The 26,771-nt window shown below is 63.9% G+C and carries 26 protein-coding genes; 8 read left to right on the top strand and 18 right to left on the bottom strand.

Annotated elements, in window-relative coordinates; genetic code table 11:
• The first annotated feature begins 70 nt into the window (after positions 1-70).
• From OKQ63_RS22280 to OKQ63_RS26255, 3 genes are all read left to right on the top strand, one after another.
• Entirely contained in the window at positions 71-1,360 is a 1,290-nt protein-coding gene (locus tag OKQ63_RS22280) for a TRAP transporter large permease (RefSeq protein ID WP_264214040.1), read from the top strand.
• Between the two features lie 76 nt (positions 1,361-1,436).
• Complete coding sequence (locus OKQ63_RS22285) at positions 1,437-1,994, top strand: TRAP transporter small permease (RefSeq protein ID WP_264214041.1); 558 nt, start codon at positions 1,437-1,439, stop codon at positions 1,992-1,994.
• 115 nt (positions 1,995-2,109) lie between these two features.
• A complete protein-coding gene (locus OKQ63_RS26255) occupies positions 2,110-2,334 on the top strand; it encodes a hypothetical protein (protein ID WP_434086065.1) in 225 nt (74 codons plus the stop codon).
• A 141-nt stretch (positions 2,335-2,475) separates the two neighbouring features.
• On the opposite strand, the gene nqrF is transcribed toward OKQ63_RS26255, so the two are convergent.
• From nqrF to OKQ63_RS22330, 8 genes are all read right to left on the bottom strand, one after another.
• Entirely contained in the window at positions 2,476-3,699 is a 1,224-nt protein-coding gene (gene nqrF, locus OKQ63_RS22295; protein WP_264214042.1) for an NADH:ubiquinone reductase (Na(+)-transporting) subunit F, read from the bottom strand.
• A gap of 15 nt (positions 3,700-3,714) precedes the next feature.
• The gene (gene nqrE, locus OKQ63_RS22300) at positions 3,715-4,323 is read right to left on the bottom strand and encodes an NADH:ubiquinone reductase (Na(+)-transporting) subunit E (RefSeq protein ID WP_264214043.1); all 609 of its coding nucleotides are present in this window, start codon (positions 4,321-4,323) and stop codon (positions 3,715-3,717) included.
• Positions 4,323-4,976, bottom strand: a complete 654-nt coding sequence (locus OKQ63_RS22305; RefSeq protein ID WP_264214044.1) for an NADH:ubiquinone reductase (Na(+)-transporting) subunit D — start codon at positions 4,974-4,976, stop codon at positions 4,323-4,325. The genes nqrE and OKQ63_RS22305 overlap by 1 nt, the downstream gene beginning before the upstream one ends.
• 1 nt (position 4,977) lies before the next feature.
• A complete protein-coding gene (locus OKQ63_RS22310; RefSeq protein WP_264214045.1) occupies positions 4,978-5,781 on the bottom strand; it encodes a Na(+)-translocating NADH-quinone reductase subunit C in 804 nt (267 codons plus the stop codon).
• Positions 5,774-6,982, bottom strand: a complete 1,209-nt coding sequence (locus OKQ63_RS22315; protein WP_264214046.1) for an NADH:ubiquinone reductase (Na(+)-transporting) subunit B — start codon at positions 6,980-6,982, stop codon at positions 5,774-5,776. The genes OKQ63_RS22310 and OKQ63_RS22315 overlap by 8 nt, the downstream gene beginning before the upstream one ends.
• Positions 6,983-6,987: 5 nt before the next feature.
• Positions 6,988-8,331: a Na(+)-translocating NADH-quinone reductase subunit A gene (locus tag OKQ63_RS22320; RefSeq protein ID WP_264214047.1), complete on the bottom strand. Its 1,344-nt coding sequence runs from the start codon at positions 8,329-8,331 to the stop codon at positions 6,988-6,990.
• A 371-nt stretch (positions 8,332-8,702) separates the two neighbouring features.
• Positions 8,703-10,067 carry an NCS1 family transporter gene (locus OKQ63_RS22325; RefSeq protein WP_434086066.1) on the bottom strand — a complete coding sequence of 455 codons (1,365 nt, stop codon included), beginning with the start codon at positions 10,065-10,067 and terminating at the stop codon, positions 8,703-8,705.
• Between the two features lie 23 nt (positions 10,068-10,090).
• Positions 10,091-10,789: an aspartate/glutamate racemase family protein gene (locus OKQ63_RS22330; RefSeq protein WP_264214048.1), complete on the bottom strand. Its 699-nt coding sequence runs from the start codon at positions 10,787-10,789 to the stop codon at positions 10,091-10,093.
• 135 nt (positions 10,790-10,924) lie between these two features.
• On the opposite strand from OKQ63_RS22330, the gene OKQ63_RS22335 reads away from it, so the two are divergent.
• Positions 10,925-11,620 (top strand): GntR family transcriptional regulator, encoded by a 696-nt coding sequence (locus tag OKQ63_RS22335; protein WP_264214049.1) that lies wholly within the window; start codon positions 10,925-10,927, stop codon positions 11,618-11,620.
• A gap of 31 nt (positions 11,621-11,651) precedes the next feature.
• Here the strand turns inward: OKQ63_RS22335 and OKQ63_RS22340 are convergent, their stop codons facing one another.
• The 10 genes from OKQ63_RS22340 to OKQ63_RS22385 all read right to left on the bottom strand — a co-directional run bounded on the left by OKQ63_RS22340 (position 11,652) and on the right by OKQ63_RS22385 (position 22,111).
• On the bottom strand, positions 11,652-12,776 hold the full coding sequence (locus tag OKQ63_RS22340; RefSeq protein ID WP_264214050.1) for a mandelate racemase/muconate lactonizing enzyme family protein: 1,125 nt from the start codon (positions 12,774-12,776) through the stop codon (positions 11,652-11,654).
• Positions 12,773-13,867, bottom strand: a complete 1,095-nt coding sequence (locus tag OKQ63_RS22345; RefSeq protein ID WP_264214051.1) for an alcohol dehydrogenase family protein — start codon at positions 13,865-13,867, stop codon at positions 12,773-12,775. Before OKQ63_RS22345 ends, OKQ63_RS22340 begins: the two co-directional genes overlap by 4 nt.
• A 94-nt stretch (positions 13,868-13,961) precedes the next feature.
• Complete coding sequence (locus OKQ63_RS22350; protein WP_264214052.1) at positions 13,962-14,201, bottom strand: hypothetical protein; 240 nt, start codon at positions 14,199-14,201, stop codon at positions 13,962-13,964.
• Between the two features lie 3 nt (positions 14,202-14,204).
• The gene (locus OKQ63_RS22355; RefSeq protein ID WP_264214053.1) at positions 14,205-15,656 is read right to left on the bottom strand and encodes an aldehyde dehydrogenase family protein; all 1,452 of its coding nucleotides are present in this window, start codon (positions 15,654-15,656) and stop codon (positions 14,205-14,207) included.
• The gene (locus OKQ63_RS22360; protein ID WP_264214054.1) at positions 15,653-16,807 is read right to left on the bottom strand and encodes an aromatic ring-hydroxylating oxygenase subunit alpha; all 1,155 of its coding nucleotides are present in this window, start codon (positions 16,805-16,807) and stop codon (positions 15,653-15,655) included. Before OKQ63_RS22360 ends, OKQ63_RS22355 begins: the two co-directional genes overlap by 4 nt.
• 95 nt (positions 16,808-16,902) lie before the next feature.
• Complete coding sequence (locus OKQ63_RS22365) at positions 16,903-17,817, bottom strand: LysR substrate-binding domain-containing protein (RefSeq protein ID WP_264214055.1); 915 nt, start codon at positions 17,815-17,817, stop codon at positions 16,903-16,905.
• A 211-nt stretch (positions 17,818-18,028) separates the two neighbouring features.
• A complete protein-coding gene (locus tag OKQ63_RS22370) occupies positions 18,029-18,979 on the bottom strand; it encodes a GlxA family transcriptional regulator (RefSeq protein WP_264214056.1) in 951 nt (316 codons plus the stop codon).
• A gap of 72 nt (positions 18,980-19,051) precedes the next feature.
• Positions 19,052-20,041 carry a glycine betaine/L-proline ABC transporter substrate-binding protein ProX gene (proX, locus tag OKQ63_RS22375; RefSeq protein ID WP_264214057.1) on the bottom strand — a complete coding sequence of 330 codons (990 nt, stop codon included), beginning with the start codon at positions 20,039-20,041 and terminating at the stop codon, positions 19,052-19,054.
• 39 nt (positions 20,042-20,080) lie between these two features.
• Positions 20,081-21,016, bottom strand: coding sequence for an ABC transporter permease (locus OKQ63_RS22380; protein ID WP_264214058.1), 936 nt, complete (start codon positions 21,014-21,016; stop codon positions 20,081-20,083).
• Between the two features lie 12 nt (positions 21,017-21,028).
• A complete protein-coding gene (locus OKQ63_RS22385; RefSeq protein ID WP_264214059.1) occupies positions 21,029-22,111 on the bottom strand; it encodes a quaternary amine ABC transporter ATP-binding protein in 1,083 nt (360 codons plus the stop codon).
• A gap of 159 nt (positions 22,112-22,270) precedes the next feature.
• Between OKQ63_RS22385 and OKQ63_RS22390 the strand changes: the two genes are divergently transcribed.
• Genes OKQ63_RS22390 through OKQ63_RS22405 form a run of 4 tightly spaced genes read left to right on the top strand, consistent with a single transcriptional unit; the run spans position 22,271 to position 26,747 of the window.
• Complete coding sequence (locus OKQ63_RS22390) at positions 22,271-22,981, top strand: GntR family transcriptional regulator (RefSeq protein WP_264214060.1); 711 nt, start codon at positions 22,271-22,273, stop codon at positions 22,979-22,981.
• An 8-nt stretch (positions 22,982-22,989) separates the two neighbouring features.
• A complete protein-coding gene (locus OKQ63_RS22395) occupies positions 22,990-23,907 on the top strand; it encodes a dihydrodipicolinate synthase family protein (protein ID WP_264214061.1) in 918 nt (305 codons plus the stop codon).
• A 3-nt stretch (positions 23,908-23,910) separates the two neighbouring features.
• The gene (locus OKQ63_RS22400) at positions 23,911-25,410 is read left to right on the top strand and encodes an aldehyde dehydrogenase (protein WP_264214062.1); all 1,500 of its coding nucleotides are present in this window, start codon (positions 23,911-23,913) and stop codon (positions 25,408-25,410) included.
• Complete coding sequence (locus OKQ63_RS22405) at positions 25,407-26,747, top strand: NAD(P)/FAD-dependent oxidoreductase (RefSeq protein WP_264214063.1); 1,341 nt, start codon at positions 25,407-25,409, stop codon at positions 26,745-26,747. The genes OKQ63_RS22400 and OKQ63_RS22405 overlap by 4 nt, the downstream gene beginning before the upstream one ends.
• The last annotated feature ends 24 nt before the right edge of the window (positions 26,748-26,771 follow it).

Genomic DNA, 26,771 nt, shown 5'->3' on the forward strand with positions numbered 1-26,771 from the left:
CGGAGCCTGTTCTCCGCGCCAGACGTTCCTGTCTTTAGAACCCCGCTGACTGCAATAGGACTTTGCCCTCATGGAAAGCGTCATACTTCTCATAATTCTCGTGCTGCTGATCATGTTGGGGGCACCAGTCGGCTTCACGCTGATCCTGATCCCGGTGGTCTACATTCTGGTCACCGATGCAGCGCCGATGATCCTGATCCCCAGTCAGATGTTCAGCGCAATCGACTCGGTGCCGCTGACTGCCATTCCGTTCTTCATGCTGACCGGGGAATTGATGACCAGTGCCACCATCACCGACAGGCTGGTGGAACTGAGCCGCCGCCTGATCGGCCGCATGCGCGGCAGCATGGCCCAGGCAAATGTGCTGGTGAGCATGTTCTTTGCCGGCATGAACGGCTCGGTGGTCGCTGACACCGCCACCGTCGGCTCGCTGCTGGTGCCTGCAATGAAGCGAGCGGGCTACCCATCGGCCTTTGCCGCCGCGATTACAGCGGTCAGCTCCACCATCGGCGGGATCATCCCGCCTTCGATCATGATGATCGTTCTGGCGAATGCCGGCGGCATTTCCGTGGGGGCGCTGTTTGCGGGCGGTATCGTGCCGGGGATCATGATCGGCGGCCTTCTGATGGCAATCAACCACATCATAGCCAAGCGCAACAACTTCGAACGCAGCGACGAGCCGTTCAACCTCAAGGCAATCGCAATTGTGGGCTACAAGTCTTCTTTCGCGCTGTTGATACCGGCCGTGCTGGTAGGGTCGGTTGTGTTCGGCATCGCCGGCGTTGTGGAAGCAGGCGCGCTGACGGCCACCATCGCTTTGGTCGTCGGGCTTTTTGTGTATCGCACCATCAAGTGGGACAATTGCAAAGGCGCTTTTGTCCGGGCCTTCCGGAATTCCGCCATGGTGTTCATCATCATTGCTGCATCCGGGCCGTTCAGCTGGCTCCTGACGTCGCTGGGAGCGATCAGCGATCTGGAGCAATGGCTGCTCAGCTACACCTACAATCCGCTGGTGTTTGCGCTGGTGCTGGTGCTGTTCATCTTCCTGCTGGGCATGGTCATGGACTCAGCCGCCAATATCATTGTCGTCGGTCCGGTGCTGGTCGATGTCATGGTGAAGGCGGGGTATGCCGACGTGCAGGCCGCGCTGGTCGTGGTTGTCGGCTTCTTGATCGGCTCGGTCACACCGCCGGTTGGCGTGGCCTTCTTCACCGCTGGCGCAATTGCGAAGGTACGCCTGGAAAAGGTGGCGGTTGCGATGCTGCCTTATCTCGCTGCGCTCTTCGCCCTGTTGTTCATTCTGATCATCGTACCCGGCTTCACGATGTATCTGCCCCGGGCATTGGGCTTTGTGAACTGATGCCGGGTATGACACGCCTCTCTCCGCCCTGTTGCGGATTGACGGCAGCATCCGTCCATTTCGGGAGATCTAGCAGATGATCGGGATCATCAAGTTTATCGACACCGCCGTGAGCAGGACCCTGACAGCCCTTTGCTCTGTGCTGTTGTTCCTCATGGCGGCCTTCACCGTCTACTCGGTCATCATGCGCTATGTCTTTGAGAACCCGCCGGTGTGGGGCGATCTTCTTACAGTGCTCAGCAATATCTGGCTGGTGTTTCTGGCCCTGGCGCTGACTGTCCGCGACAAGGACCACATCGCCCTTGACCTGATCTACTCCTGGCTGCCTCTGGGTGTTGCCTTCGCGGTCCAGCAGTTCTGGACGCTGGTTATCGGCGGGTTAGGCATCGTGATGATCGTATACGGGCTGGAAGCGGTCTCCACGATGGGCGGCAAATACTGGGAAATGTGGTACTTCGCCTGGGAAGACGGCCAATTCGTGTTCAAGCCGAATTACATGCCGAAAAAATACGCCATTGCGATTGTGCCAATCTCCGGCTTGCTTGTCTGCATTGGCGCACTGGCTTCGGTGCTGGAAGACGGCTTGCGCCTCAGCGCGGGCACCTATGAGCGGGCCCAGGAAGCCGAAGCCTAGCGCGGCAGCTGGGACAAGTCCGGGATCCTGCGCAGGCCCTTCAAAAAGGGGGCTTGCGCAGGCGCAACCGGCCAGAAGCACCAAGTCTGCGGATAGACAGAGCAGGCTTGAGCAAATGGGTTGCCGCAGGACAAACCCCAGCCTGCAACGCCTCTGCGCCGGGCTGGAGCACCGCCCCGCCGTTGCCAAGGCGCGTAAGGCCAAAGGCCTCGGCGCCACCATCCTCGGCGTCGGCGGCTTCCACCCCGATCAAGGCGGTCTTGCCGTGAATGTGCCGAACTGCCGCTCCAGGTCGGTTGCGCGCCGCCCCGCGGCAATCACCGGATCCGGCTGTACTTGATTGCACAGGGCATTGCAGGCCGCTCCGGGCGGCATGGGCTGCAGAGCGTATTTGAGGCGATCCTTGAAAACCGGCGCGCAGAAATCAAGAAAGCCCCGGATGGTTCCATCCGGGGCTTTGCTTTTGGCTTGCTGCTCCGGCTCAGCCGCCGAAATCGTCGAGCATGATGTCCTCGCGGTCCACACCCAGATCCAGCAGCATGTTGATCACCGACTGGTTCATGATCGGCGGTCCGCACATGTAGAATTCGCAGTCTTCCGGCGCCGGGTGGTTCTTGAGGTATTCCTCGAACAGAACGTTGTGGATAAAGCCGGTGTAGCCTTTCCAGTCGTCCTCGGGCTGGGCGTCGGACAGGGCGACGTGCCATTCGAAGTTGTCGAACTCCTCGGCCAGCTGGTCGAAATCCTCGACAAAGAACATCTCCTTCTTCGAGCGCGCGCCATACCAGAAGCTGATTTTGCGGTCGCGGTTCTCCAGCCGCTTCAGCTGGTCGAAGATGTGGCTGCGCATCGGCGCCATGCCGGCACCGCCGCCGATGAACACCATTTCCTTCTGGGTGTCGCGGGCAAAGAATTCGCCGAACGGACCCGAGATGGTGACTTCGTCCCCCGGTTTCAGATTGAAGATGTAGGACGACATCTGACCGGCAGGGATACCCTCCGACCCCGGCGGCGGCGAGGCAACGCGGACGTTCAGCATGATGATGCCCTTCTCGTCCGGGTAGTTCGCCATCGAATAGGCGCGCTCGACCGGTTCAGCCACCTGGGATTTGTACTGCCACAGGTTGAAGCGATCCCAGTCCTCGCGGTACTCCTCCTGGATGTCGAAATCGGTATAGGACAGCTGGTGGGCGGGCGCCTCGATCTGGATGTAGCCGCCGGCGCGGAAATTCACATCCTCGCCTTCGGGCAGTTCCAGCACCAGCGCCTTGATGAAGGTCGCCACGTTGTCGTTGGAGCGCACCTTGCAGCGCCATTTCTTGACCCCGAAGACTTCTTCCGGGACCTCGACTTCCATGTCCTGCTTGACCGCCACCTGACAGGACAGCCGGTCGCCGCAGGACGCTTCGCGCTTGGTGATATGGCTTTCCTCAGTCGGCAGGATCGACCCGCCGCCGGAATGCACCTTGACCCGGCACTGGGCACAAGTCCCGCCGCCGCCGCAAGCAGAGGGAACGAACAGTTTTTCCGCTGCCAGCGTTTGCAGCAGCTTGCCGCCAGCCGGCACCGAGATGGTTTTTTCACCATTGATGGTGATGTTGACATTGCCGGTCGAGACCAGGCGGGAGCGGGCGACCAGGATGATGGTCACCAGCGCCAGCACGATCACGGTGAACAGGGCAACGCCGAGCGTGAAAGTTTCCATGTTTCCGCGCTCTCCTTACAGTTTGACGCCGCTGAAGGACATGAAGGCCATCGCCATCAGACCCGCGGTGATAAAGGTGATGCCCAAGCCCTGCAGACCGTCCGGCACGTCGGAATATTTCAGCTTCTCGCGCACGCCCGCCATAGCGGTGATCGCCAGCGCCCAGCCGAAGCCGGAGGAGAGGCCGTAGGTCGCCGCCTCGGCAAAGTTGTAGTCGCGTTCCACCATGAACAGTGAGCCGCCCAGGATCGCGCAGTTCACCGTGATCAGCGGCAGGAAGATCCCCAGCGCGTTGTAAAGCGGCGGGAAATACTTATCGAGGATCATCTCCAGGATCTGCACCATTGCCGCGATCACCCCGATATAGGAGATCAGGCCGAGAAAGGTCAGATCCACATCCGGGAAGCCCGCCCAGGCCAGCGCGCCCGGTTTCAGCAGGTAGGTCAGCAGCAGGTTGTTGGCAGGAACCGTAATGGCCTGCACCAGCATCACCGAAATCCCCAGACCAAGTGCTGTGGAAATCTTCTTGGACACCGCGATGAAGGTGCACATGCCCAGGAAAAAGGACAGCGCCAGGTTTTCGACAAAGACGGCCTTAACGGCCAGGGAAATCAGCCCTTCCATCAGTGCGCCTCCACGGATTGGATTTTGTATTCACGCTCTTCCACCTGGTTCGGTTTCCAGGTGCGGAAGCCCCAGATCAGAAGGCCGATCACGAAGAACGCCGAGGGCGGCAGCAGCAGCAGGCCGTTCGGGACGTACCAGCCGCCGTTGTTCACGGTCTCCAGGATGGTGATGCCGAACAGCGAGCCGGAACCGAACAGCTCGCGGATCACACCGACCAGCATCAGGATCAGGCCGTAGCCCAGACCGTTGCCGATGCCGTCGATGAAGGAGGCAACCGGCGGGTTCTTCATGGCAAACGCCTCGGCGCGGCCCATCACGATGCAGTTGGTGATGATCAGGCCGACGAAGACCGACAGGGTTTTCGAGATTTCAAAGGCATAGGCTTTCAGCACCTGATCCACCAGGATCACCAGCGAAGCGATGATCACCATCTGCACGATGATCCGGATCGAGCCCGGAATCTGGTTCCTCAGGATCGAGATGAACATCGACGAGAACGCGGTCACAAAGGTCACCGCCAGGGTCATCACAAACGCCACCTGCAGCGAGGAGGTCACCGCCAGTGCCGAACAGATGCCCAGCACCTGCAGGGTGATCGGGTTGTTGTCGACCAGCGGGTCGACCAGCATGTCTTTCTTGGTCTGGGCCATCTCAGATGTCTCCCGCTTGCAGGGCATCCAGGAAGGGTGCGTAGCCTTCCTCGCCCATCCAGAATTTCACCAGGTTGTCCACGCCGACCGAAGTCAGCGTCGCACCGGCCAGCGCGTCGATGTGGTGCTCCGGCCCGGCCGGGCCCTGGGACTTGGCAACGCTGATCCGCAGCGCGCCGCTGTCGTCATGCAGCTTCTTGCCCTGCCACAGCGCCTTCCAGCGCGGGTTGTCCACCTCGGCGCCCAGGCCGGGGGTTTCGCCGTGCTGATAGAACTGCAGGCCAAAGATGTCGTTGCCGTTCTCCTCCACCGCGATGAAGCCGTAAAGGGTCGACCACAGGCCATAGCCGTGGACCGGCAGGATCACCTTGTCCAGGCCGCCGTTTTCGTCGCGCAGCAGATACACGGTCTTGTAGCGCGACTGGCGGCCGATGCCTGCCGGGTCATTGTCCAGCGCGCGGCTCAGCTCCGGATCCTGCGCCGCGGCCAGATCGTCAAAGCTGGCGGCGTCGAACTGATCGGTGAATTCACCGGTCTCCAGATCCAGCACCTGCGGCTCGAACGCGGCAAAGGCTTCGGCAACATTGATGCCCGGCTCGTAGAGCCCTGCCACCTGCAGCACGTTCAGCTGCTTGTCGCGTTTGCGGTTGGTTTCCTGCACCGGGCGCAGGGACACCGCGGCGGAGGACACGATCATCGAGGCCACCAGACAGACAGCGACGGCGATGAACACGGTCTTGCCGACCGAATCCGGCGATGCGGCGAGGAAGCGGCCGATCAGGCCCTTGCTTTGGGTATCAGCCATGGCGGCGCGCCCTCCGTTTGATGTTGGCCTGCACGACGAAGTAGTCGATCAGCGGGGCAAAGACGTTGCCGAACAGGATCGCCAGCATCATGCCTTCGGGGAAGGCCGGGTTCAGCACCCGGATCAGCACCGCCATCACCCCGATCAGCGCGCCATAGATGTAGCGGCCGGCATTGGTGTGGCTGGCCGAAACCGGCTCGGTCACCATGAACACCAGGCCGAAGGCATAACCGCCCAGCACCAGGTGCCAGTACCACGGCATCGCAAACATCGGGTTGGTGTCGGAGCCGATCAAATTCAGCAGCAGCGAAAAGGCAACCATGCCGCCCAGGCAGCCCGCGATCAGGCGCCAGTTGGCAATCTTGGTGAACAGCAGGAAGGCAAGGCCAATGGCGCAGGCCAGCGTCGAGGTCTCGCCAAAGCTGCCCTGGATGGTGCCAAAGAACGCATCCGACCAATCGATGCCCTTGGCGGCCAGCGCCTGCACGCCGTCAGCGGCAGAGACCCCCAGCGCGGTGGCGCCGGAGAAGCCGTCCACCGGGGTCCAGACGCTGTCGCCCGACATGTTGGCGGGATAGGCGAAATACAGGAACGCACGGCCGGTCAGCGCCGGGTTCAGGAAGTTCTTGCCGGTGCCGCCAAAGACTTCCTTGCCGATCACCACGCCGAAGATGATGCCAAGCGCGACCTGCCACAGCGGCGCCGAGGCCGGCAGGATCAGGGCATACAGCATCGAGGTGACCAGGAAGCCCTCGTTCACCTCATGGCCGCGCACGGTGGCAAAAATGACTTCAAAGATGCCGCCCGCAACCAGCGTCACGATGTAGATCGGCAGGAAATACAGGAGCCCGTGGGCGATGTTGGCCATCGGGTTGGCCGCATCCAGCGAGATGCCGAACATCTGCAGCAGGGCAATCCGCCAGCCAGTTGCCGCATCGGCCCCCAGCGCGGCAATTGCCGAGTTCGCCTGATAGCCGGTGTTCCACATGCCCCACAGGATGCAGGGGATGGTGGCAATCACCACATAGGTCATGATCCGTTTCATATCGACATATGAACGGGCATGCGGCGCCACCGAGGTGACGGTTTTCGGGGTATAAAGGAAGGACTCCACCATCTCGTAGACGGGGAAGAGCTTTTCGTACTTGCCCCCCTTCTCGAAATGCGGCTCGATCCTGTCAAAGAAGCTGCGCAATCCCATCCGGCTCAGCCCTCCTTTTCAATCTTGGCCAGGCAGTCGCGCAGCGCTTGCCCGTATTCATATTTGGCCGGGCAGGCAAAGCCGACGAGGCCCATGTCCTCTTCATCGAGCTCCAGCGCCCCCAGCGCCTGTGCGGTATCGGTGTCCATCACCAGCAGCGCGCGCAGCAGCTGCGTCGGCAGGTAGTCCTGCGGCATCAGCGTCTCGAAGGTGCCGGTGGGCACCATCGCCCGGCGGCCGCCGTTGAGATTGCTGGTCAGGCTGAACAGCTTGCGGCTGAGCGCCGAGCCGAGCACCGGCTGCACAGCGTATTTGCCGCCCATCGGGCGGATCCAGCCCAGCGGGATCTGCTTGCGGTCTTCCTCGATGATGGCGACCTGGCGGGCAAACCGGCCGAGGTACGCCAGCGGGCCCGCCGCCTGGCGGCCCGACAGGATCGAGCCGGAGATCACCCGCACCGGACCGTCCGAGGCGATCTCGCCGCGGGTCAGCTCATCGGTGGAGGCGCCCATGACGGTGCGGACCAGACGGGGGGAGCGCGCAGCGGGACCCGCCAGTGCAACCACGACACTGGGGTCCAGATGGCCGGTCATCAGCAGGCGGCCGATGGCGATCACGTCCTGATAGGAGATCGTCCAGACCCGATCGTCAGCGCGGACCGGATGCAGGAAGTGGATATGGGTGCCGGCCAAGCCCGACGGGTGCGGCCCGTCAAAAGCCGCAGCCTCCACGCCGGCAAGACCAGTGCCCGGAATGCTGTCGCCTGCCTTCTGGCACAGGAAGGTGGTGCCATCGGTCAGCAGCGTCAGCGCCTTAAGGCCGGCCTCGAACGCCTCAGCCGCGTCATTGATGATCACCGCGGCATCGGCAGCCAGCGGCTCGCTGTCCATCGCGGTCACGAAAATCGCTTCGGGCTTGCTGCCCGGCACCGGCAGTTTGGAATAGGGACGGGTGCGGAACGACGTCCACAGGCCCGCGGCGCACAGCTTCTCGGTCAGCCCCTCGGCAGTCTCGGCATTGCCGGTGGCGGAGAAATCGCGGCCCTTGTCCCCGGCATCCGACACCGCGATCACCACGCTTTGCAGCACCCGGCGGGCGCCGCGGTGGATCGCCACGACCTTGCCGGTCATGGGGGCGACCATCACCGCGTCTTCGGCATCCTTGTGGCAGAACAGCGGAGTTCCGCGCTGGACCTCCTCGCCTTCCTGCACCAGCATGCGGGGTTTCAGGCCCAGATAGTCGGGGCCAAGCACGGCCACCGAAGATATGGCGGGACCGGGGTGAATGACCTGCTCAGGCGCGCCTGTCACCGGCAGGTCCAGCCCCTTCCTCAAGTTAAATGTTTTCATATTTGCGCTACGTCCTTCCGAGGCCGATTCCCGTGGCGGTTCTTATCTGTTTCCGGCGGCAGTGACAAAGAAAACGCTGCCTGCCGTCGCTTTTGACTCTTGGTCAGCCGGGCACGGCCTTGCTTGCCGCGCGCACTCGAATCAAATTTGCCGCCGAATGGCAAGGCCGCCCCCCGGCAACCCCGCCAAAATTCCCCCGCGGACACGGCTTCTACGCCAGAATGCCGCATCCGGGGGCCGCCAATGCGTCAGAAACCGCAGCCGGAAACGGCAAGCTGCAAAACCTGCCTCTGATCCGGATCATTGATTCGCCGTCCAACAGCAAAAGAGCCCCGCCTGAGGCGGGGCTCCCGAAGAGGGTTTCGTGGCGGTCAGTCCATGAACCGCTTCGCGGCCGGCAGGTACTGCATCAGCAGGTAATAGGACACACCGGCAGGCAGCAGGCTGGCGTACCAGGAAACCCCTGAGAAGATCAGCGCCGCCGCGACACCCAGACCCATGGCAATCACCGCCGCCCAGTTGACGCCCTGATAGGGGCCGTTCTCGTCATAGAGCTTGTCCAGATCCAGCGTCTGCTTGCGCAGCACGAAATAATCCACCACCAGGATCGCAAAGATCGGGCCCAGGAAGGCGGAATAGGTCTGGATGAACAGGCTGAGACCGGCGGCGGATTCATCCTTCACCAGCTCCCAGGGGAAGGTGGCAAAGGCCAGCAGGCCGACGATCACGGCCGAGGTCTTGAACTTGATCTTGAAGATGTCCATCAGCGCATAGGCCGGCGGCACCACATTGTTCAGGATGTTGGTGGTCACTTGGGCAAAGGCGATGAACAGCAGGGTGATGATCAGCAGCGGCTTGTTGTCGACGGCGCTGGAGAACACCTTGATCGGATCCACCTCGCCCGTTGCACCGGACACCATCAGGCCGATCAGCCCCATGAACAGGGTCGCGGGCAGGATCGAGTTGGCATAGATCGCCACCTGGCGGACCGGGCCGACATTGCGGCGCAGCTCGCGCGAATAGTCCGACACGTTCAGCATCATGGTGCTGTAGATGCCCAGGAACAACATGGTCGCGCCCCAGAACGGTGCCCCCCAGGTGCCTTCGACATTGACCAGATTGGCCGAGATTTCCTCGCCGTATTTGCTGATCACGCTGAAGAACATGTAGACGAGCGAGCCGATGATGAAGACGGAGCCGATGTTCTCCAGCCACTTGATGCCATGGAATCCCAGCACCGACAGGCCGATCTGCAGCAGCTGGAAGCCGATGAAGAACACCACGATGTTGTCATATCCGAACATCGTCTCCGAAACCAGGTTCAGCGCCCCTGCCCCGATCCAGCTCTGGAAGCCGAACCAGACGATGGCCGGCACCGAGCGCACCAGCGCCGGCAGCCGGGTGCCGGCAAAGCCGAAGGCCGATCGCGCCTGCACCATGAAGGGGATGCCGTACTTGTGGCCCGCCTGGCCGTTGATCATCAGCGCCGCGCCGATCACGGTGCAGCCGATGGCGATGGCGACAAAGGTCTGCAGCAGGTTCAGCGTGCCCACCAGGCCGGAGCCGATGGTGAAGGTGCCGATCGACACGCAGCCGCCCAGCCAGGCAAACAGATAGGACCACGGATCCATGATCCGGGTTTCCTGCGGCGCCAGGCTCTCTTCGCCTACCCCCTTGCCGCTGTGATCCTCAATGCCGCCTTCGGCGACGGCTTCCATTTCCGCATTCATGGTCATTGTCTTCCTCCCTGACGATACCATTATTTCCGGTTCGGGCGCGCATAGGCGCCGATCTTGCTGGTCTTCAGGCCGCTGCCTGCCAGCGCCTCGATCATCCGCGTGGCTACGCTGACCCCGTCGATGACCGGAATGCCGGTCTCCTCGCTGAGCCATGCAGTGAGATCGGCCATGCCGGCACAGCCCAGAACCACGGCCTCGCAATGATCTTCCTCGATGGCGCGCAGGATCTCGGCGCGCACCTTCTCCCGCGCGCCGGAGCCTTCCTCTTCCAGCGCCAGCACCGGGATCGCGGCCGAGCGCACTCGGCGGCACTGATGGCTGAGGCCATAGCCGTGGATCAGATGCTCGATCACCGGCACCGACCGCGGCAGCGTGGTCACCACCGAAAACGAGGTCGACAGCATGCTGGCCGCTTTCACCGCCGCTTCGCAGATGCCCAGCACCGGACCGCTGGCCAGCTCGCGGCAGGCGCCGATGCCGGGATCGTCGAAACAGGCCACGACGATGCCGTCGACGCCCTGCTCCTCGGCGGCTGCGACCTGCGCCAGCAGACCCGGCAGCGACATCGCCTCATCGAAATGCCCTTCGATGCTGGCCGGCGCCCCGGCCGCGGTTGCGCCCAGAATGGTGACGCCGGGGCTGGCGGCGGCCTGCGCGGCCTCCACGATCTTTGTTGTCATCGACTCGGTCGAGTTGGGATTGACGACCAGGATTTTCATGCGCTCCTCCTTTGTTACCATTTATTGTTAACAATTTTTGATAACACGTCAATCCTAAGGGTTCCGGCAAGCCATTGCAAAGCGCCCCTCCGCTCCTTAAGTTGCGGCGATGCAGGAAAAACTTTTTTAGGTCCGATGAAGGATTCACCCGAAGATCTGATCGTGAACGCGATTCTCGACGCGATTGCGGAACAGCGCCTGCCGGCCGGAACCAAGCTGGGCGAACAGGCGCTGAGCGATCTGTTTTCCTGCAACCGTGCCAATGTGCGCCGGGCGCTGGCCTCGCTGGCGGCGCAGCAGGTGGTGGAGCTGCGTCCCAACCGCGGCGCCTTTGTGATCACCCCCTCCCCCAAGGAGGCGCGCGACATCTTCCAGGCCCGCCGCGCGATCGAGCGCACCATCGCCCGCCATGCCGCGGGCCGGGCGTCGGCGGAGGACATCGCCTTTCTGCGGGACAATATTCTGGAGGAAGCCGCCGCGCATAAAGCCGCCGACAAGCCGGCCGAGCTGCGCGCGTCGCGGCAGTTTCACATGCGGATTGCGCAGATCGCCGGCAATCTGGTGCTGGAGCGTTTCCTGTCAGAGCTGACCATGCGCAGCACGCTCATTCTGGGGCTCTATTCGCCCACCGGAAGCTCCTCCTGCGCCGAAGATGAGCACGACCGGATCGTCGATGCGCTGGAAGCAGGCAACACGGATGCGCTGGTCCAGCTGGCAGACCAGCACCTGCGCCATCTGGAGGAGGGGCTGAATTTCGATAAGCCGCCGGCCGCCCCGATGAGCCTCAAGGAACAACTGAAGGCACCGCGCAGCCCCGCCGCGGGCCGGTAGCAGGCGCCGATGACCGCGCCTGCCGGGCCTGTCAGGCGTCCCAGACCAATTGCGGGGCGCCCATCAGATCGCGGTCGACAGTGATCCCCAGCCCCGGCGCATCCGGCACCAGCACGCCGCCGTCCCGGACCGGCGCGTCGAATGCGGCCGTTGTCAGCGTCACCATATCGCGGCAGTCCAGAATGCAGCGCAGGGACCGTTCCGGCACCGTGGCACCCAGATGCGCAATGGCCGAGAACGCCACCACCGAGCCGACGGTATCCTGCACACTCACGGTCGCGCCCGCGGCCAGGCACATGTCCCGGTGCCGCCGCCCGTGGGTCAGCCCGCCCGCCTTGGAGATCTTGAGGCCGATACCGTCCGCCACGTCCTCCGCCAGCATCAGCGCGACGTCCTCATCCTGCTGCACCAGCTCATCCAGAATGATCGGCACGGTGCAGCGCTTGCGCAGCGACATGGTCTCGCGCCATGTGCGGCAAGGCGCCTCCAGCACGAAATCCAGCCCCTCGGGCAACATCCGCAGCATCCGCAGCGCGGCTTCCGGCGTCAGCCCGCCATTGGCGTCGACCAGAAAGAACTCCCCCGGCTGCCGGTCGGCCAAGGACGCGCGGATGCGCTCGGCGTCCAGCGCCGGGCCGCCCTCGGCATCCAGCGCGCCGATTTTCACCGAATGGCCCAGATAGCCCATCTGGCGGTGCCGCGCGACGCGGGCGCACATGTCCTCGGGACTGCCTGCATAGATCGAAGAGATCACCGGCAGGCGCTTTCCGGTGGAGCCTCCCAGCAACTCGCAGACCGGCAGGTTCACCGATTTGCCGAACAGATCCCAGCAGGCCAGGTCAATTGCGGATTTGGCGTGGTTGTGGCCCAGCAGCGCCTCGTCCATCGCGTCATTGATGCGGTCCATCTGCCGCGGATCACGGCCCAAGAGATACGGCGCAATCTCGGCAATCCCGGCCCGCGCCCCAAGGGCGTGCGACGCGATATAGGTGGCGCCGAACGGCGTGCTCTCGCCCCAGCCCTCCAGCCCGGTGTCGGTCTCGATCCGCACAAAGGACGCATCAAAGCTGCGGTACTCCCGCCCGCCCGACAGCATGTAGGTGCCGCCGGAATAGGGCAGGTCCAGCTGGTACAGTTCTATCTTCCTGATCTTCACGCGGTGACCTCCGGGATCATCAGCACCAGCTTGCCGGTGTGTTTCTTGCTCAGGAAGTCCTCCTGCGCAGCGGCAATCCCGCTCAGCGGATAGGTTTTGGCCACCAGCGGGCGGATGTCCCCGGCTTCGATGTAGGAGATCAGATTGGCGAACACCTCATCCTCCTGAAAGGTGCAGCCCATCAGGGTCAGATCCTTGAGATACAGCGTGCGCACGTCGATCTCGCTGATCGGCCCGGCGATGGCGCCTGCGGTGGCGTAGCGGCCGCCCCTTCGTAAAACGTCCATAAAAGCGGGCCATTGCTCGCCGGCAACCAGATCGATCACCACGTCGATGCTGCCCTCGCCCAGTTCCGCGCGCAGATCGGCGTTGCGGTCGACAACGCAGTCGGCACCAAGCGCCAGCACCTCGTCCGCCTTGGCGGCGGAGGACAGCGCAATCACCGTCGCACCGCGGCGCTTGGCCAGCTGCACGGCGGCAGAGCCAACCCCGCCGGACGCGCCTGAGATCAGCACGGTCTCGGCACCCAGCCCGACCCGGTGCAGCATGTTCTCTGCCGTCGAATAGGCGCAGGGGATCGAGGCCAGCTCCGCATCCGACCAATCGCAGTGCACCGCATGGGTCTCACGCGCCGGCGCCACTGCGAACTGGGCAAAGCCGCCATCGCATTCGCTGCCGAAGGTCCAGCACTCATAGGGGCGGTAGTCCACATAGGTACGCAGCATGTTGCGCACCAGAACCCGTTCGCCAATGCGGGCGGGGTCGACCCCCTCCCCCACGGCCGCGATGCGGCCGCAGGCATCGGCGCCCTGGATGCGCGGGAATTCCAGCGGCTTGCCGGACCAGCTGGCGTCATCATCATTGACGCTGTCAAAGCCGGTTGCGCCGCCGCTGCCGGTGTCCGCATCCACCGTCTTGGAATACCAGCCGATGCGGGTGTTGATGTCGGTGTTGTTGATGCCCGCCGCCGCGACGCGGATCAGCACTTCGCCGGGGCCGGGCTGCGGCACCGGCACATCGGTGCGATACTCCAGCTTCTCGATGCCGCCGTGGCCGGTCAGCAGGACCGCCGCCATTTTGCTGGGGATCATGCCCATGCCTCCCTTCTATGAAATTCTTTGGCCGGCCCTCCCCTGCCGGCCAAACAGACCGCTGTCCCCGCGGGGACAGCCGCCTGAAACTGTGTCAGGGCTCCAGCGGATGCGCCCGGCCCCGCTCCGCCAGCCGGCGGTTGAGCTCCCTGGTTTCCGGCAGCCCGGCCTCCAGCGCAAAGACAAAGGCATGGGTTAGGTAGAAACAGGCGGCGTTGATATCGCCTGCCGCCTCTGCCCGGTCACCGGCCAGCGTATAGAGCCGGACCAGCGCCGCGCTGTCCTTGTCCTCATGCGCCTGCAGCAGCGCGTGGTCGAGTTCTGCGCGCTCCATTCCTCAGCCCTTCAGCGAGATCGCGATGTTCTTGGTGCGCACATAGTTATAGAGCGCCTCCAGTCCCTTTTCACGGCCAAAGCCGGATTTGCCGACACCCCCGAACGGTGTGGAAATACCGCCCGCAAACCATTCGTTCACAAACACCTGGCCTGCGCGCAGACGGTTTGCCACACGGTGCGCCCGCGCCAGATCGCGGGTAAAGACGCCGGCCACCAGCCCGAACTCGGTGCCGTTGGCCATGGCGATGGCCTCGGCTTCGGTGTCGAAGGGCGTGAAGCAGGTGACAGGGCCGAATATCTCCTCCTGCGCCACGCGGCTGCTAGGGTCCACGTCCGCCAGAATAGTCGGCGCCATGAAGTAGCCCTCGCGCTCCAGCCGGGCACCGCCGGACGCCGCGCGCGCGCCGCTTTGGCGGGCAGTGGCGGTCAGGGTCTCAACGCCGTCGAGCTGGCGGGCCGAGATCACCGGGGTCAGGCCGGGGTTTTCCAGCCCGTGGCCGACGCTGAGGCCGTTTGCCAGCGCCGCGGCGCGTTCCACCGCCTCGTCATAGATCGACCGGTGCACCAGCACCCGCGACATGGCGGAGCAGACCTGACCGGCGTTGTAGAAGATGCCGCTTTGCAAGCTGGACATCAGCGTGTCGAGATTGGCGTCCTCGAACGCCACCGCGGCGGATTTGCCGCCGAGCTCCATCAGCGCCGGCGTCACCGGGCTGGCCGCCGCACGCAGGATCGCTTGGCCGGTCGGGACCGAGCCGGTGAAGACAATCTGATCCACCGCGGGGCTTTCCACCAGCCGCGCACCCAGTTCCGCGCCGATACCGTTCAGGATCGAGACCGCCCCCGCCGGGACTTCAGCGCGCTCAAGCGCCACACCCAGCATCGCCAGCGCCATCGGATCCAGTTCCGGCGATTTGATGATCACCGAATTGCCCGCCGCCATCGCAGGCGCCAGCGACCGCGCCGCGATCGACACCGGGAAGTTCCACGGCACGATCTGGGCGGAGACACCGTAGGGCTCATAGACCGTAAAGTCAGCGTAATCGGGGCCAAGCGGGATCGACTTGCCTTCGATCTTGTCGGCCATGCCGCCATAATATTCGAAATACTGCGCGGCCTCTTCGAATTCATCATGCGCAGCGCTCAGGCTCTTGCCGCTTTCCCGGCACAGCAAGTCTGCGCCCTCGTCGGCGATGCCCCGGATCTCAGCCGCGATGCGCTGCATCAGCTGGCCGCGCTTGGCGGGCTTCATGGCGGCCAGGTCGCCGCGCTCGAAACTTGCCCGTGCCGCCTCCAGCGCGCGGGCCAGGCTCTCCTCGCCCGCCAGCGCGCAGTCCGCCACATGGCTGCCGTTGCCCGGGTCCTCGACGGCCATGCGTGCACCGCCGTCGCCCTCGGCCCAGGCACCGGCCAGGAAATTCCTGGCCAGCCCGTCGTTCAGGAAAGAACTCATGCCGCGCGGCCCTTGGTCACCTGATCGGCCACCCAAGCGTGGAAGTTATGGGTCGGCCCGTCCATTGCAGGAGAGAAGCGCCCGCCGTCGAACAGCTCACCGTGGCGGCCCTTCTGCATGCCCTCGACGACAAAGACGTCTTCCTCAAAAACGGTCTTCCACAGCTTCGCGTTCTCGGTGCGCAGGTTTTCCAGCTCCGGCGTGTCCTCGTTGGACTTCGCATAGTAGAGCTCGATGTGCTCGACGGTGTTTTCGGTATCAACCGGCTCCAGAATGATCGCGAAAGCATGGTCGCGCTGCACGCCCAGCAGCACGTTCGGGTAGACGGCCACATATTCGCCGCCTTCGTCCCACTTGCTGCTGAGGCCTTCGAAATCCGGGAACACCGTGCCGTCCTCGCCCTTCATCTGGCGGTAGACCAGGGTGCCCTGGCCGGAATAATGCCCCGGCACTTCGATGTTGTAGTGGTCTTCCAGCCGGGAATAGCTGTTCAGCCCCGGATGCACCCACGGCAGGTGGTAGCTCTCGCAGTAGTTCTCGACCGCCAGTTTCCAGTTGGTTTTCACTTCCAGTGTGAAGCCGGAGTCTTCGCCGCCGTGAAAGACCGGGGTTTCGAATTCCTTCCAGCGCTCCAAGAGGCCCGCGTGGGCGTCCTCGAACTCCGGCGCGGTGCCGTCGACGTTGACAAAGATCACGTCGCGCCAGACGTAGGAGCGGATGCGCACCAGGCCCAGCTCGTCCAGCTTGATGTCCTCATGCTTGTTGTTGCCGGGGCCGCCCACATGCGGGGTGGAGACCAGGCGGCCGTTCAAGCCATAGCACCAGCTGTGATACGGGCAGCGGATGGCGCCGCGGATCTTGCCGGGTTTTTCGACCAGGATCATGCCGCGGTGGCGGCAGGTGTTCTGAAACACACCGACGGCGCCATCGGTGTCGCGCACGATCAGCAGCGGCATGCCGAGGAAATCGACAGGCTTGGCATAGCCCGGCTCCGGCACATCCTTGCCAAAGCCGATGCCGGACCAATTCTTGAACAGCACCGAGCGTTTCTCTTCGGCAAAGACGGCGGGATCGATGTAATGGGCGTTCGGCAGGCCGTTGGCCACGTTGACCGGAGCCATCACCGGGGCAAGCGTGTCATGCTTGTTCATCTGGGTCTCTCCAAACCTGGGAAAAGATGTGCGCGTTGTGCACCATTGAGGGGAGAGAGCAGATTCACTCAATATCAGAAAACTTCGCGCTGGCCTTAGCTGGATTCACCCGAACTTCGGCTCACCTCGTCAATCACCCAATTGCGAAGAAATCGGGCGGATTCCGACAGTTCCGCGTCGGGACGGCCCACCAGGTGGAACCCGTGCGGGGCGGCCAGCACATGCGGGCCGATCGGCACCAGCTGGCCCGCCGCCAGCAGCGGGTTCAAGAGCCGCTGCCAGCCCAGCACCAGCCCGACGCCGTCCTGTGCGGCCTGCAGCGCCACCGCATAGTTGTTGACCCGCACGCCCGGCGCGATGGGGCCGCCGTATCCCAGCTGCTGGAACCAGTCGGCCCAGGTGGTCCAGCTCTTGTCATCGGAGTCCAGATGCAAGAGCCGCTGCTGCGCCAGTTCCTCCAGCGCACAGCCGGTCAGGCGCTCTGCCAGCTCCGCATTGCCGACCGGCACCAAATGGTCGCGGTAGAGCTCGGTCTGTTCCAGCTTTGTGTCCCGCTCACGCCCGTAGCGGATGTAGAAATCCACATCCGGCATGCTGCGCAGCGGTCGGTCGTTGACGATCTGATTGACGTTCACATCCGGATGCTGCCGCCAGAACCGCACCACCGAAGGCGACAGCCACAGCGAGGCGACGGCGGAGGTGGAGCCGATGGTCACGGTGTCGCCGGTCTGGCGGTCGCGGATGGTCTTGAGGCTGAGGGATATCTTGGAAAAGGACGAGGCCAAGGTTTCAAACAGCGCCTCGCCCTCCTCCGTCAGCTCCACGCCGCGGTGCTTGCGCTGGAACAGCGGCACCTGCAGCTCTGCTTCCAGCGCCTTGACCTGATGGCTGACGGCGCCGGGGGTGACGGACAGCTCCTGCGCGGCGTTCTTGAAGCTCAGATGCCGGGCGGCGGCCTCAAATGCGGCCAGGGTGGTGAGCGGCGGCAGGTTGTAGTGGCGGCGGGACATCTGCGGTTCCTGGCTGGTGGCTCGGATGAAAGGGCTTCATTCCAATATGGGAAATGCAGCTTTGAAGGCCAGCAAAGAATTCGCCCCGCGCCCGCCGTTTTTCTGCAAGGAGTGAAGCTTCAAAAAAGGTTCCAGTGGAACGTTCTTTGAAGCGGAACGGCCATGAAAAATCGATTTTTCATGGCCGGAAACCGCGCCGGTTTCCGCCCGCCTAGCCGATCCGGCCGCGCTGCAGCATCGGCGTCACGCTGAAGGCGGCCTTGTACACCCGCGAGAAATGGCCGGGGCTGTCAAAGCCGCAGGACAGCGCCACATCGGTGACCGAGGCCTCGGTCTGGATCAGCAGGTTGCGGGCGCGTTCCAGCCGCATCTCCATGAAATACTTCTTGGGCGAGGTGTTCAGGTATTTGCCGAACAGCCGTTCCAGCTGGCGGGTGGAAATGCCGATGTCATCGGCAATCACCGTCGGCGACACCGGATCGCTGATGTGGTCGTGCATGATCTGGATCGCCCGCGCCAGATGCGCATTGCGCATGCCGTTGCGCGACTGCAGCGACACCTTCTGCTCCGCCGTGGCATTGCGCACCGCGTTATAGACCATCTGATCGGCCACCGCGACCGCCAGGTCATAGCCATGGGCGCGCTCGATCAGATGCAGCATCAGATCCGCGGTGGCAGTGCCGCCGGAGGCAGTCATGTGCTTTTCCTCCGCCACAAACACGCTGCGCACCAGGTTCACCTCGGGAAAGGCCTCCATGAAGCTGTCGTGGTAGTCCCAATGGATCGCCGCCTGCATGCCATTCAGGAACCCGGCCTCGGCCAGCACCCAGGCGCCGGAGCACAGTGCGCCGACCGCGACGCCGCGCGCCTTCTCCCGCCGCAAGGCCGCCAGCAGCGGCTTGGTCACATGGTTGCGCATATGGATGCCCGACAGGGCGAACAGCCGGTCGCATTTCGGGATCGCATCAAAGCCGTAGTGCACCAGCGTCACCGAGCCGTTGGAGCAGGTTGCGGTCTCGCCGTTTTCGGATCCGAACGACCAGTCATAGAGATCCTGGCCGCTGACCAGATTGGCGATGCGCAAAGGCTCCACCGCGCAGGAAAAGGCGAGGTGCGAGAATTCCTCCACCAGCAGAAAGGCAAAATGCTGCGTCTTTTTCATGGCTTGCCTCACAGGAAAACGGACTGCGCGAGAGCCTCCCCGCGCAGTCCCTGGCTACGGGTCTGCCCGCTATTACTTGGCCGCCGCGCGCGCCGTGTCCAGCCAGCCGTCATAGGCGGCGCGGTTGGCGTCGATCCATTCGGCCACGTGGCGGTCGATATCGTCCGAGCTGTCCTCGCCATCCGCCACCTTCTTGTTCTGGATGGAGACGTCATTGATGCTGATCTGCGCAACTTCGAACAGCTTGGCCGCCGCCGGGTTGGCGGCCAGGAATTCGTCCGTTGCCACGATGCGGATGCTGTCCACCGCAAAACCCAGGTCCTTGCCGTCAAATGTGGTCTCGGCCGTTGCCCCGCCGGGCAGCGAGGAATAGGGCACCGCCAGGAATTCCACGTCCTTGCCGGGCACCAGCGCGCCGGAGACCCAATAGGGGGTCCAGGTGTAGTACAGAACGTTTTCGCCGCCGGCATTGCGGGCAATGGTGTCGGCGATGATCGCGTTATACTCACCCTGGTTGTGGTTCACGGTATCGCGCAGGCCGAACTCGCTCAGTTGGTGCTCGATCACCCGCTCGCAGCCCCAGCCCGGCACGCAGCCCGCCAGATCGGCCTTGCCGTCGCCATCAGCGTCGAACCTGGCGGCCACCTCCGGGTCCTTCAGGTCGCCCAGGTTGGTCACGCCGGCGTCATAAGCCGCCTTGTTCACCAGATAGCCCTGCAGGGCGCCGTCGATCAGGTGGCCGACCTTCTCCAGCACGTCATCGCCGCCGGATTCCTGAAAGAAGTTGTCATGCAGCTTATTCCAGGACGCGGTGGTGAAATCCGCGTCGCCGGTTCCCAGCGCCAGGTGCATGGTCTGGGCCAGCACCTCTTCCGGCTCGGCCACGTCATAGCCGAGATCGCGCAGCGCCTGGAACACGATGCGGGCCTGGAAGAATTCCTCGACCGTCGGCTGGATCACCGGGCGCACGGTGACGCCCTCGCCCGGCATGTCCGCGGCCAGCGCAGCGCCTGCCAGCATGGTGGAGGCTGCCAGCGCAGCCAGAGCGGTATTCCTGAACATATGTAAGTCCTCCCTTGGATGTTCAGTTGAAAAAGACGGTCAGGTCCTGCCGGCCAGCCGCAGCACGGCGCCGACGGGGCCGCCCTGCCACCAGTGGCGGTGGCCGCGGTCGCGGCCGGACTGGCCCATTCCTTGCGTGATGCGGTCCAGAACGATGGCCAGGATCACGATGCCAAGGCCGCCGACCAGCGCCTTGCCCGCATCCAGCCGGCCCATGGCGCGCAGCACCTCGTTGCCCAGCCCCTTGACCGAGATCATCGAGGCGATCACCACCATCGACAGCGACAGCATGATGGTCTGGTTGACGCCGGCCAGGATGGTCGGGGTGGCCAGCGGCAGCTCCACCTTAAACAGGATCTGGCGCGGGCTGGCGCCGAAGGCGCGCGCCGCCTCCACCACCGATGCGTTCACCCCGCGGATGCCCAGCGAGGTCAGCCGGATCAGCGGCGGCAGCGCAAAGATGATCGTCACGATCACGCCGGAGACATTGCCAATGCCGATCAGCATGACGACGGGCACCAGATAGACGAAGGCCGGAATGGTCTGCATGGTGTCCAGCACCGGGCGCATCGCGGCCTCGAACCGGTCATTCTTACCGGCCAGGATCCCCAACGGCAAACCGATCAGGAAGCAGAGGATCACCGCCGAGACGACGATGGCCAGAGTGGTCATCGCCAGCCCCCAGGCTCCCGGCGACAGGAAGCCGAGCGCAAACATCGCAACGCCCACCAGAATCGCCACCCGGCGGCCCGCAGCCTGCCAGGCGATCAGCACCAGGATCGCCAGCATGATCAGCGGCGGCACCGCATTCAGCGCGGTGTCGATGCCGACGATCATCTCGTTGAAGAACTTCTTGACCGGCTGGATCAGCGCCCGGTTGGCAATTGCCCACTGCTTGACCCCGTCCGCCGAGTCCGCCAGCCCCAGATCAACCGAAGAAAACGGGTCGAGGATGCTGAAATTATTCTCTGCCATGGTGTTGCCTCCTCAGTGCTTCAGGCCGGCGGCGTCAGCGACATCGCCCTGGATGCCGCGCAGCAGGGCGTTCTTGGTCACCACCCCGACAGTGCGGCCATCGGATTTGACCAGCACCGGGTGCTGGCTCCGGACCGACAGATTCACCAGATCGTCGAGCGACTGGCCGGGATGCGCCTCGGGCCAGCCGTCCTTGTTGGCGGGGCCGTTCATCTGCTCGTATTGTTCGAACGGGGTCATGATTTTTGCGGCCGAGATCAGCTCCAGCTTGGAAATGCCCGCCACGAAATCGGCGACATACTCGTCGGCGGGGTTGGTGACGATGTCCTCCGGCGTGCCGACCTGCACCAGCGCGCCGTCCTTCATGATGGCGATGCGGTCGCCGATGCGGATCGCCTCGTCCAGGTCGTGGGTGATGAACAGGGTGGTCTTCTTCATCTCCGCCGACAGCGACATGAACTTGTCCTGCAGCTGGCGGCGGATCAGCGGGTCGAGCGCCGAAAACGGCTCATCCATCAAGAGGATCGAGGGATCGGCGGCAATCGCGCGCGCCAGCCCGACGCGCTGCTGCATGCCGCCCGACAGCTCATCGGGGTATTTCTGGTCCCAGCCGTTCAGGTCCACCGCATCAATCGCCCGCATGGCGTTGTCGCGGCGCTCCTTCACGTCGTGGCCGCGCACCTCCTGGCTGAAGCAGACATTCTCCAGCACGGTGCGGTGCGGCATCAGCGCCATGTTCTGGAACACCATGCCGATCTTCTCCGCCCGCACTTCGCGCAATTGCTTGGCGGACAGCCCGTTCACGTCCTGCCCTTCGATGAACAGCTGGCCGGAGGTCGGCTCGATCAGCCGGTTCACATGGCGAATCAAGGTCGACTTGCCGGAACCGGACAGCCCCATGATGCAAAAGATCTCGCCGCGCCCGACGGTAAAGGTTGCGTCCTGCACCCCCACCACGCAGTCGAACCGGTCGCGCACTTCCAGCTTTCCAAGCCCCTGTTCCTGAACGGCTTTCATCGCTTCATCCGCGCGGCGGCCAAAGATCTTCCACAGATTGCGGCAGTCGATCACCGCCTCGTCCGGTTGCGTTGTCACCTGTTCCCCTCCTCCGAAAACTTTCTCCGCATACAGCATATTTTTCCTCTGTACACAAATTGTATTTTCTCCTAACACAAAATGAGCAATCAGGTTGCACAGACCTGTGCCGCCAGGCATCCTGCCCGCACAGGTTCAGATGCAACGATGGAGACTGAGATGAAGGACGCGTCCAAAAGCAGGAAAGCAGCGCTTTATGGCCATTTGAAAACGGCCATCATGACGCTTGGCCTGCGGCCGGGCGCGGATCTCGACGAATCGAAGCTGTCGGAGGAGTTCGAGCTGTCCCGCACCCCGCTGCGCGAGGTGCTGCGCCAATTGGCGGGCGAGGGCTATGTCGACTTGCGGGAAAACCGCGGTGCGCGGGTCAGCGAGATGTCGCATATGACCCTGCGGGACTTCTTCCTGGCCGCGCCGATGATCTATGGCGCGGTGCTGCAGCTGGCGGCCAAGAACGCCACCGAAGGCCAGATCGCCGAATTGAAAGCAGCGCAGGAGGACTTCAAGGCCGCCCTGCGCAGCGGCTCGGGTGCGGAACGGGCCATGGCCAACAACCGCTTCCACGAGATCACCGGCGAGATGGCCGACAACATCTATCTCGCCCCCTCCTTTCAGCGGCTGCTGATCGATCATGCCCGCATCGGCATGACCTTCTACCGCCCCCAGGACCGCCAGATGGCGGAAAACCTGGGCGAGGCCAGCACCCAGCACGACGCCATCATCGCCGCCATCGAGGCGGGGGACGAGGCGGCGGCGGGGCAGCTGGCAATTGACCATTGGAACCTGTCGCGCGACCAGATCGAGCTGTTCGTCATGCCCGCCGGGCTTGACGTGCCGCTGGGTTCGGTGGCGCGCAAAACCCCTGCATGAGGACCCAGATGACCCCGATTCTCCGGTTTGAGGGGATATACACCCCCGTCGTGACGCCCCATTTCGAGGACGGCAGCATCAATTGGGACGCGCTGGCCGATGTCATCGAGTACCTGATCGAGCACGGCGTGCACGGGCTGATCTCCGGCGGCTCCACCGGCGAGAACTATGCCCAGACCGTCGAGGAGCGCATCGCACTGGCCCGCTTCACCCATGAACGGCTCAAGGGCCGGCTGCCGCTGGTTGTCGGCACCGGCGCCATGCTGACCAGCGATTCCATCGTGCTGGCGGAGGGCGCCAAGGACATCGGCGCGGATTCGATCCTGCTGGCCTCGCCCCCCTACTCGGTGCCGACCGACCGCGAAAATGCCCTCAATGCGCTGGCCATCGACAAGGCCGCTGACCTGCCGGTGATGCTCTACAACTACCCGCACCGCACCGGCACCATGATGGGCGAGGAGTTCCTCGACCGCGTCGGGCGCAGCCGCAACTTCTGCGGCATCAAGGAAAGCTCCGGCGATATCAACCGGGTGCACCTCCTGGCCCGCGATTATCCGCACATCCAAATGGGCTGCGGCATGGACGACCAGGCGCTGGAATTCTTTGCCTGGGGCGCGCCCTTCTGGGTTTGCGGCGGCTCCAACTTCCTGCCCGCGGAACACGTCGCGCTCTATAAGGCTTGCGTGGTGGAGGGCAACTTTGCCAAGGGCCGCCGCATCATGTCGGCAATGATGCCGCTGATGCGGGTGCTGGAGCAGGGCGGCAAGTTCATCCAGACCATCAAGTACGGTGTCACCCTGAACGGCATCGAAACCGGCCCGATGCGCGCGCCGCTCAAAGGTTTGAACAAGGACGACAAACGCGCATTGGAGCAAGTCGTGCGCGTGCTGAAACAGAAAATCGCAGATATTCAGGCGGAGGGCTGACCCATGACGCTGCTTACTCAGGACGAATACACATCCATCGCCGCCAATCTGGACTTTCCCACGGGTGCGTTCATTGACGGCAAATTCTGCCCGGCCGCGTCCGGCAAGACCTTTGAGACCGTGAACCCGGCCACCGGCGGGAAACTGGCCGATATCGCGGCCTGCGGCGCTGCGGACGTTGATTTTGCGGTCGAAAAGGCGCGCGAGGCTTTTGACGATGGCCGCTGGTCGAAACTGCACCCGTCTGCGCGCAAGGACGTGCTGATCCGCCTGTGCAAACTGATGACCCGCAACGCCCGCGAACTGGCGGTGATGGAAAGCCTCGACAGCGGCAAGACCATCTATGACTGCGAAACCGTCGATGTGCCGGAAACCATCCACTGCCTGAAATGGCACGCCGAGGCCATCGACAAGATCTATGATCAGGTGTCTCCGGCGTCGGACGATCACATCGCCTTGGTGGTGCGCGAGCCCATCGGCGTTGTGGGGCTGGTGCTGCCCTGGAACTTCCCGCTCTTGATGCTGGCATGGAAAATCGGCCCGGCGCTGGCCGCGGGCTGCTCCGTGGTCGTGAAACCTGCTCAAGAGACCACTCTGACCGCGCTGCGGGTGGCAGAACTGGCGATGGAAGCCGGCCTGCCCCGCGGCGTGCTGAACATTGTGCCCGGCGGCGGTGCCGAGGTGGGCGAACCCATCGGGCGGCACATGGACATCGACATGGTCTCCTTCACCGGCTCCACCGTGACCGGCAAGCGCTTCCTGACCTACTCGGCGGAAAGCAACGCCAAGGAAGTGGTGCTGGAGATGGGCGGCAAGAACCCCGCCATCGTGATGGACGACGCCGAGAATCTGGACCGCGTGGCCGCCCACATCGTGAACGGCGCCTTCTGGAACATGGGGGAGAACTGCTCTGCCTCCTCCCGCCTGATCGTGCACAAGGACGTCAAGGCAGAGGTGCTGGAGCGCATCGCGCACCATGCCAAACAGTGGAACGTCGGCGACCCGCTGGACCCGGAAACCCGCATGGGCGCGCTGGTCAGCAAGGCGCATTTCGACAAGGTCTGCGGCTATCTGGAGCAGGCGGAAAACGTGGTTCTGGGCGGCAAGTCCTACGACGGCGCCTTTGTCGAACCCACCGTGGTCGAGGTGCCCGGCAATGACGCCACCCTGGCGCGGGAAGAGATCTTCGGCCCGGTGCTGTCGGTGATCGAGGTCACCGGCTTTGACGAGGCCATCCGCATCGCCAATGACACGCCCTACGGCCTGTGCGCCTCGCTCTTCACCGCCAACGCCAAACGTGCGATCCGCGGCGCGCGGGCCATCCGGGCCGGCACGGTGACGGTGAACAGCTTTGGCGAGGGCGACATCTCCACGCCGTTTGGCGGCTACAAGCAGTCGGGCTTTGGCGGCCGCGACAACTCGGTCCATGCCCACGACCAGTACACCCAGCTGAAAACCATCTGGATCGACCTGGCCGACGACGCAGACGAGGCCGTGGATTGAGCGCCTACACTGCCAAACGACTGCCCCGGCAGACCGGTGCGGCGGGATGGAATGCCATCCTGCCGCCGCAGGCCGCCCTGCCGGTGCTGGACCACGATCTGACCGCCGATGTGACCATCATCGGCGGCGGCTTTGCCGGCCTGTCCGCCGCCCGCCGCCTGCACCAGCTGGACCCGTCGCTGAAGGTGGCGGTGCTGGAGGCCGGACAGTTCGCCGAAAGCTCCGCGGGGCGCAATTCCGGATTCATGATCGACCTGCCGCATGATTTGTCATCTGACAATTACGCAGGCGACGCGCTGGACGCGGACCGGGCGGCGATTGCCTTCAACCGCATGGCCATCGATTTCGCCAAGGGCGTGGCCGAGGACTGCGCCCTGCCGCAGGAGATGTTTGATCCCGCAGGCAAGATCAACGCCGCCGCCACCACGGCGGGCGACAGGCACAATCGCGATTTCGCCACCCATCTGGAGCGGCTTGGGGAGCCGCATCAGCTGCTGAGCCGACAGGAGATGCAGGAGCTGACCGGGAGTGCGCATTACACCTCCGGCCTTTATGCGCCAGGCACGGTGATGATCCAGCCCGCCGCCTATATCCGGGCGCTTTCGGCGCATCTGGCCGGGCAGATCAGCGTGTTCGAGACCTCCCCCGTCACGGGGTTTGCGAAACAGGGGAACGGCTGGCTGGTCAGCACGCCCAAGGGCCGCGTTACCACCGGCACCGTGATCCTGGCCAACAACGGCCACCTGGAAAGCTTCGGTTTCTACCAGCGCCGCCTGATGCACATCTGCCTTTACGCCTCGATGACAGAACGGCTGACGGAGGAGCAGGTCAGGCGGCTCGGCGGCGCATCCCGCTGGTCGGTGACGCCCGCGGACCCGATGGGCACATCGGTGCGGCGGATTTCCGGCTCCTGCGGCGACCGGATCCTGATCCGCACCTGCTCCAGCTTCCACCCCGGCATCGAGACCAGCCCGATGCGGCTGCGCAACGCGGGCTGGGTGCATGACCGCAAGTTCAAGGAACGGTTTCCGCAGCTGGACGGCGTGCGGATGGAGCACCGCTGGGCCGGCATGCTGTGCCTCAGCCGCAACGGATCAGCGGCCTTCGGGGAGCTGGACCGGGGCGTTTACTCGGCCTGCTGCCAGAACGGCCTGGGCATTGCCCGCGGCACGTTGCAGGGCATCGGCGTTGCGGAGCTGGCGGTGCAGGGCGGATCGGACATCGCCAGCCGCTTCCTGGCGCAGCCGATGCCGCCCAAGCTGCCGCCGGAACCCTTTGCCTCGCTTGGAGCAAACACCTACCTGATGTGGAAGGAATGGCGCTCCGGGAAGGAATAGAGGGCGGGAGGGGGCCCTGCCCCC

Origin of the sequence: Leisingera thetidis (assembly GCF_025857195.1) — a bacterium.
Taxonomy (GTDB): Bacteria; Pseudomonadota; Alphaproteobacteria; order Rhodobacterales; family Rhodobacteraceae; genus Leisingera; species Leisingera thetidis.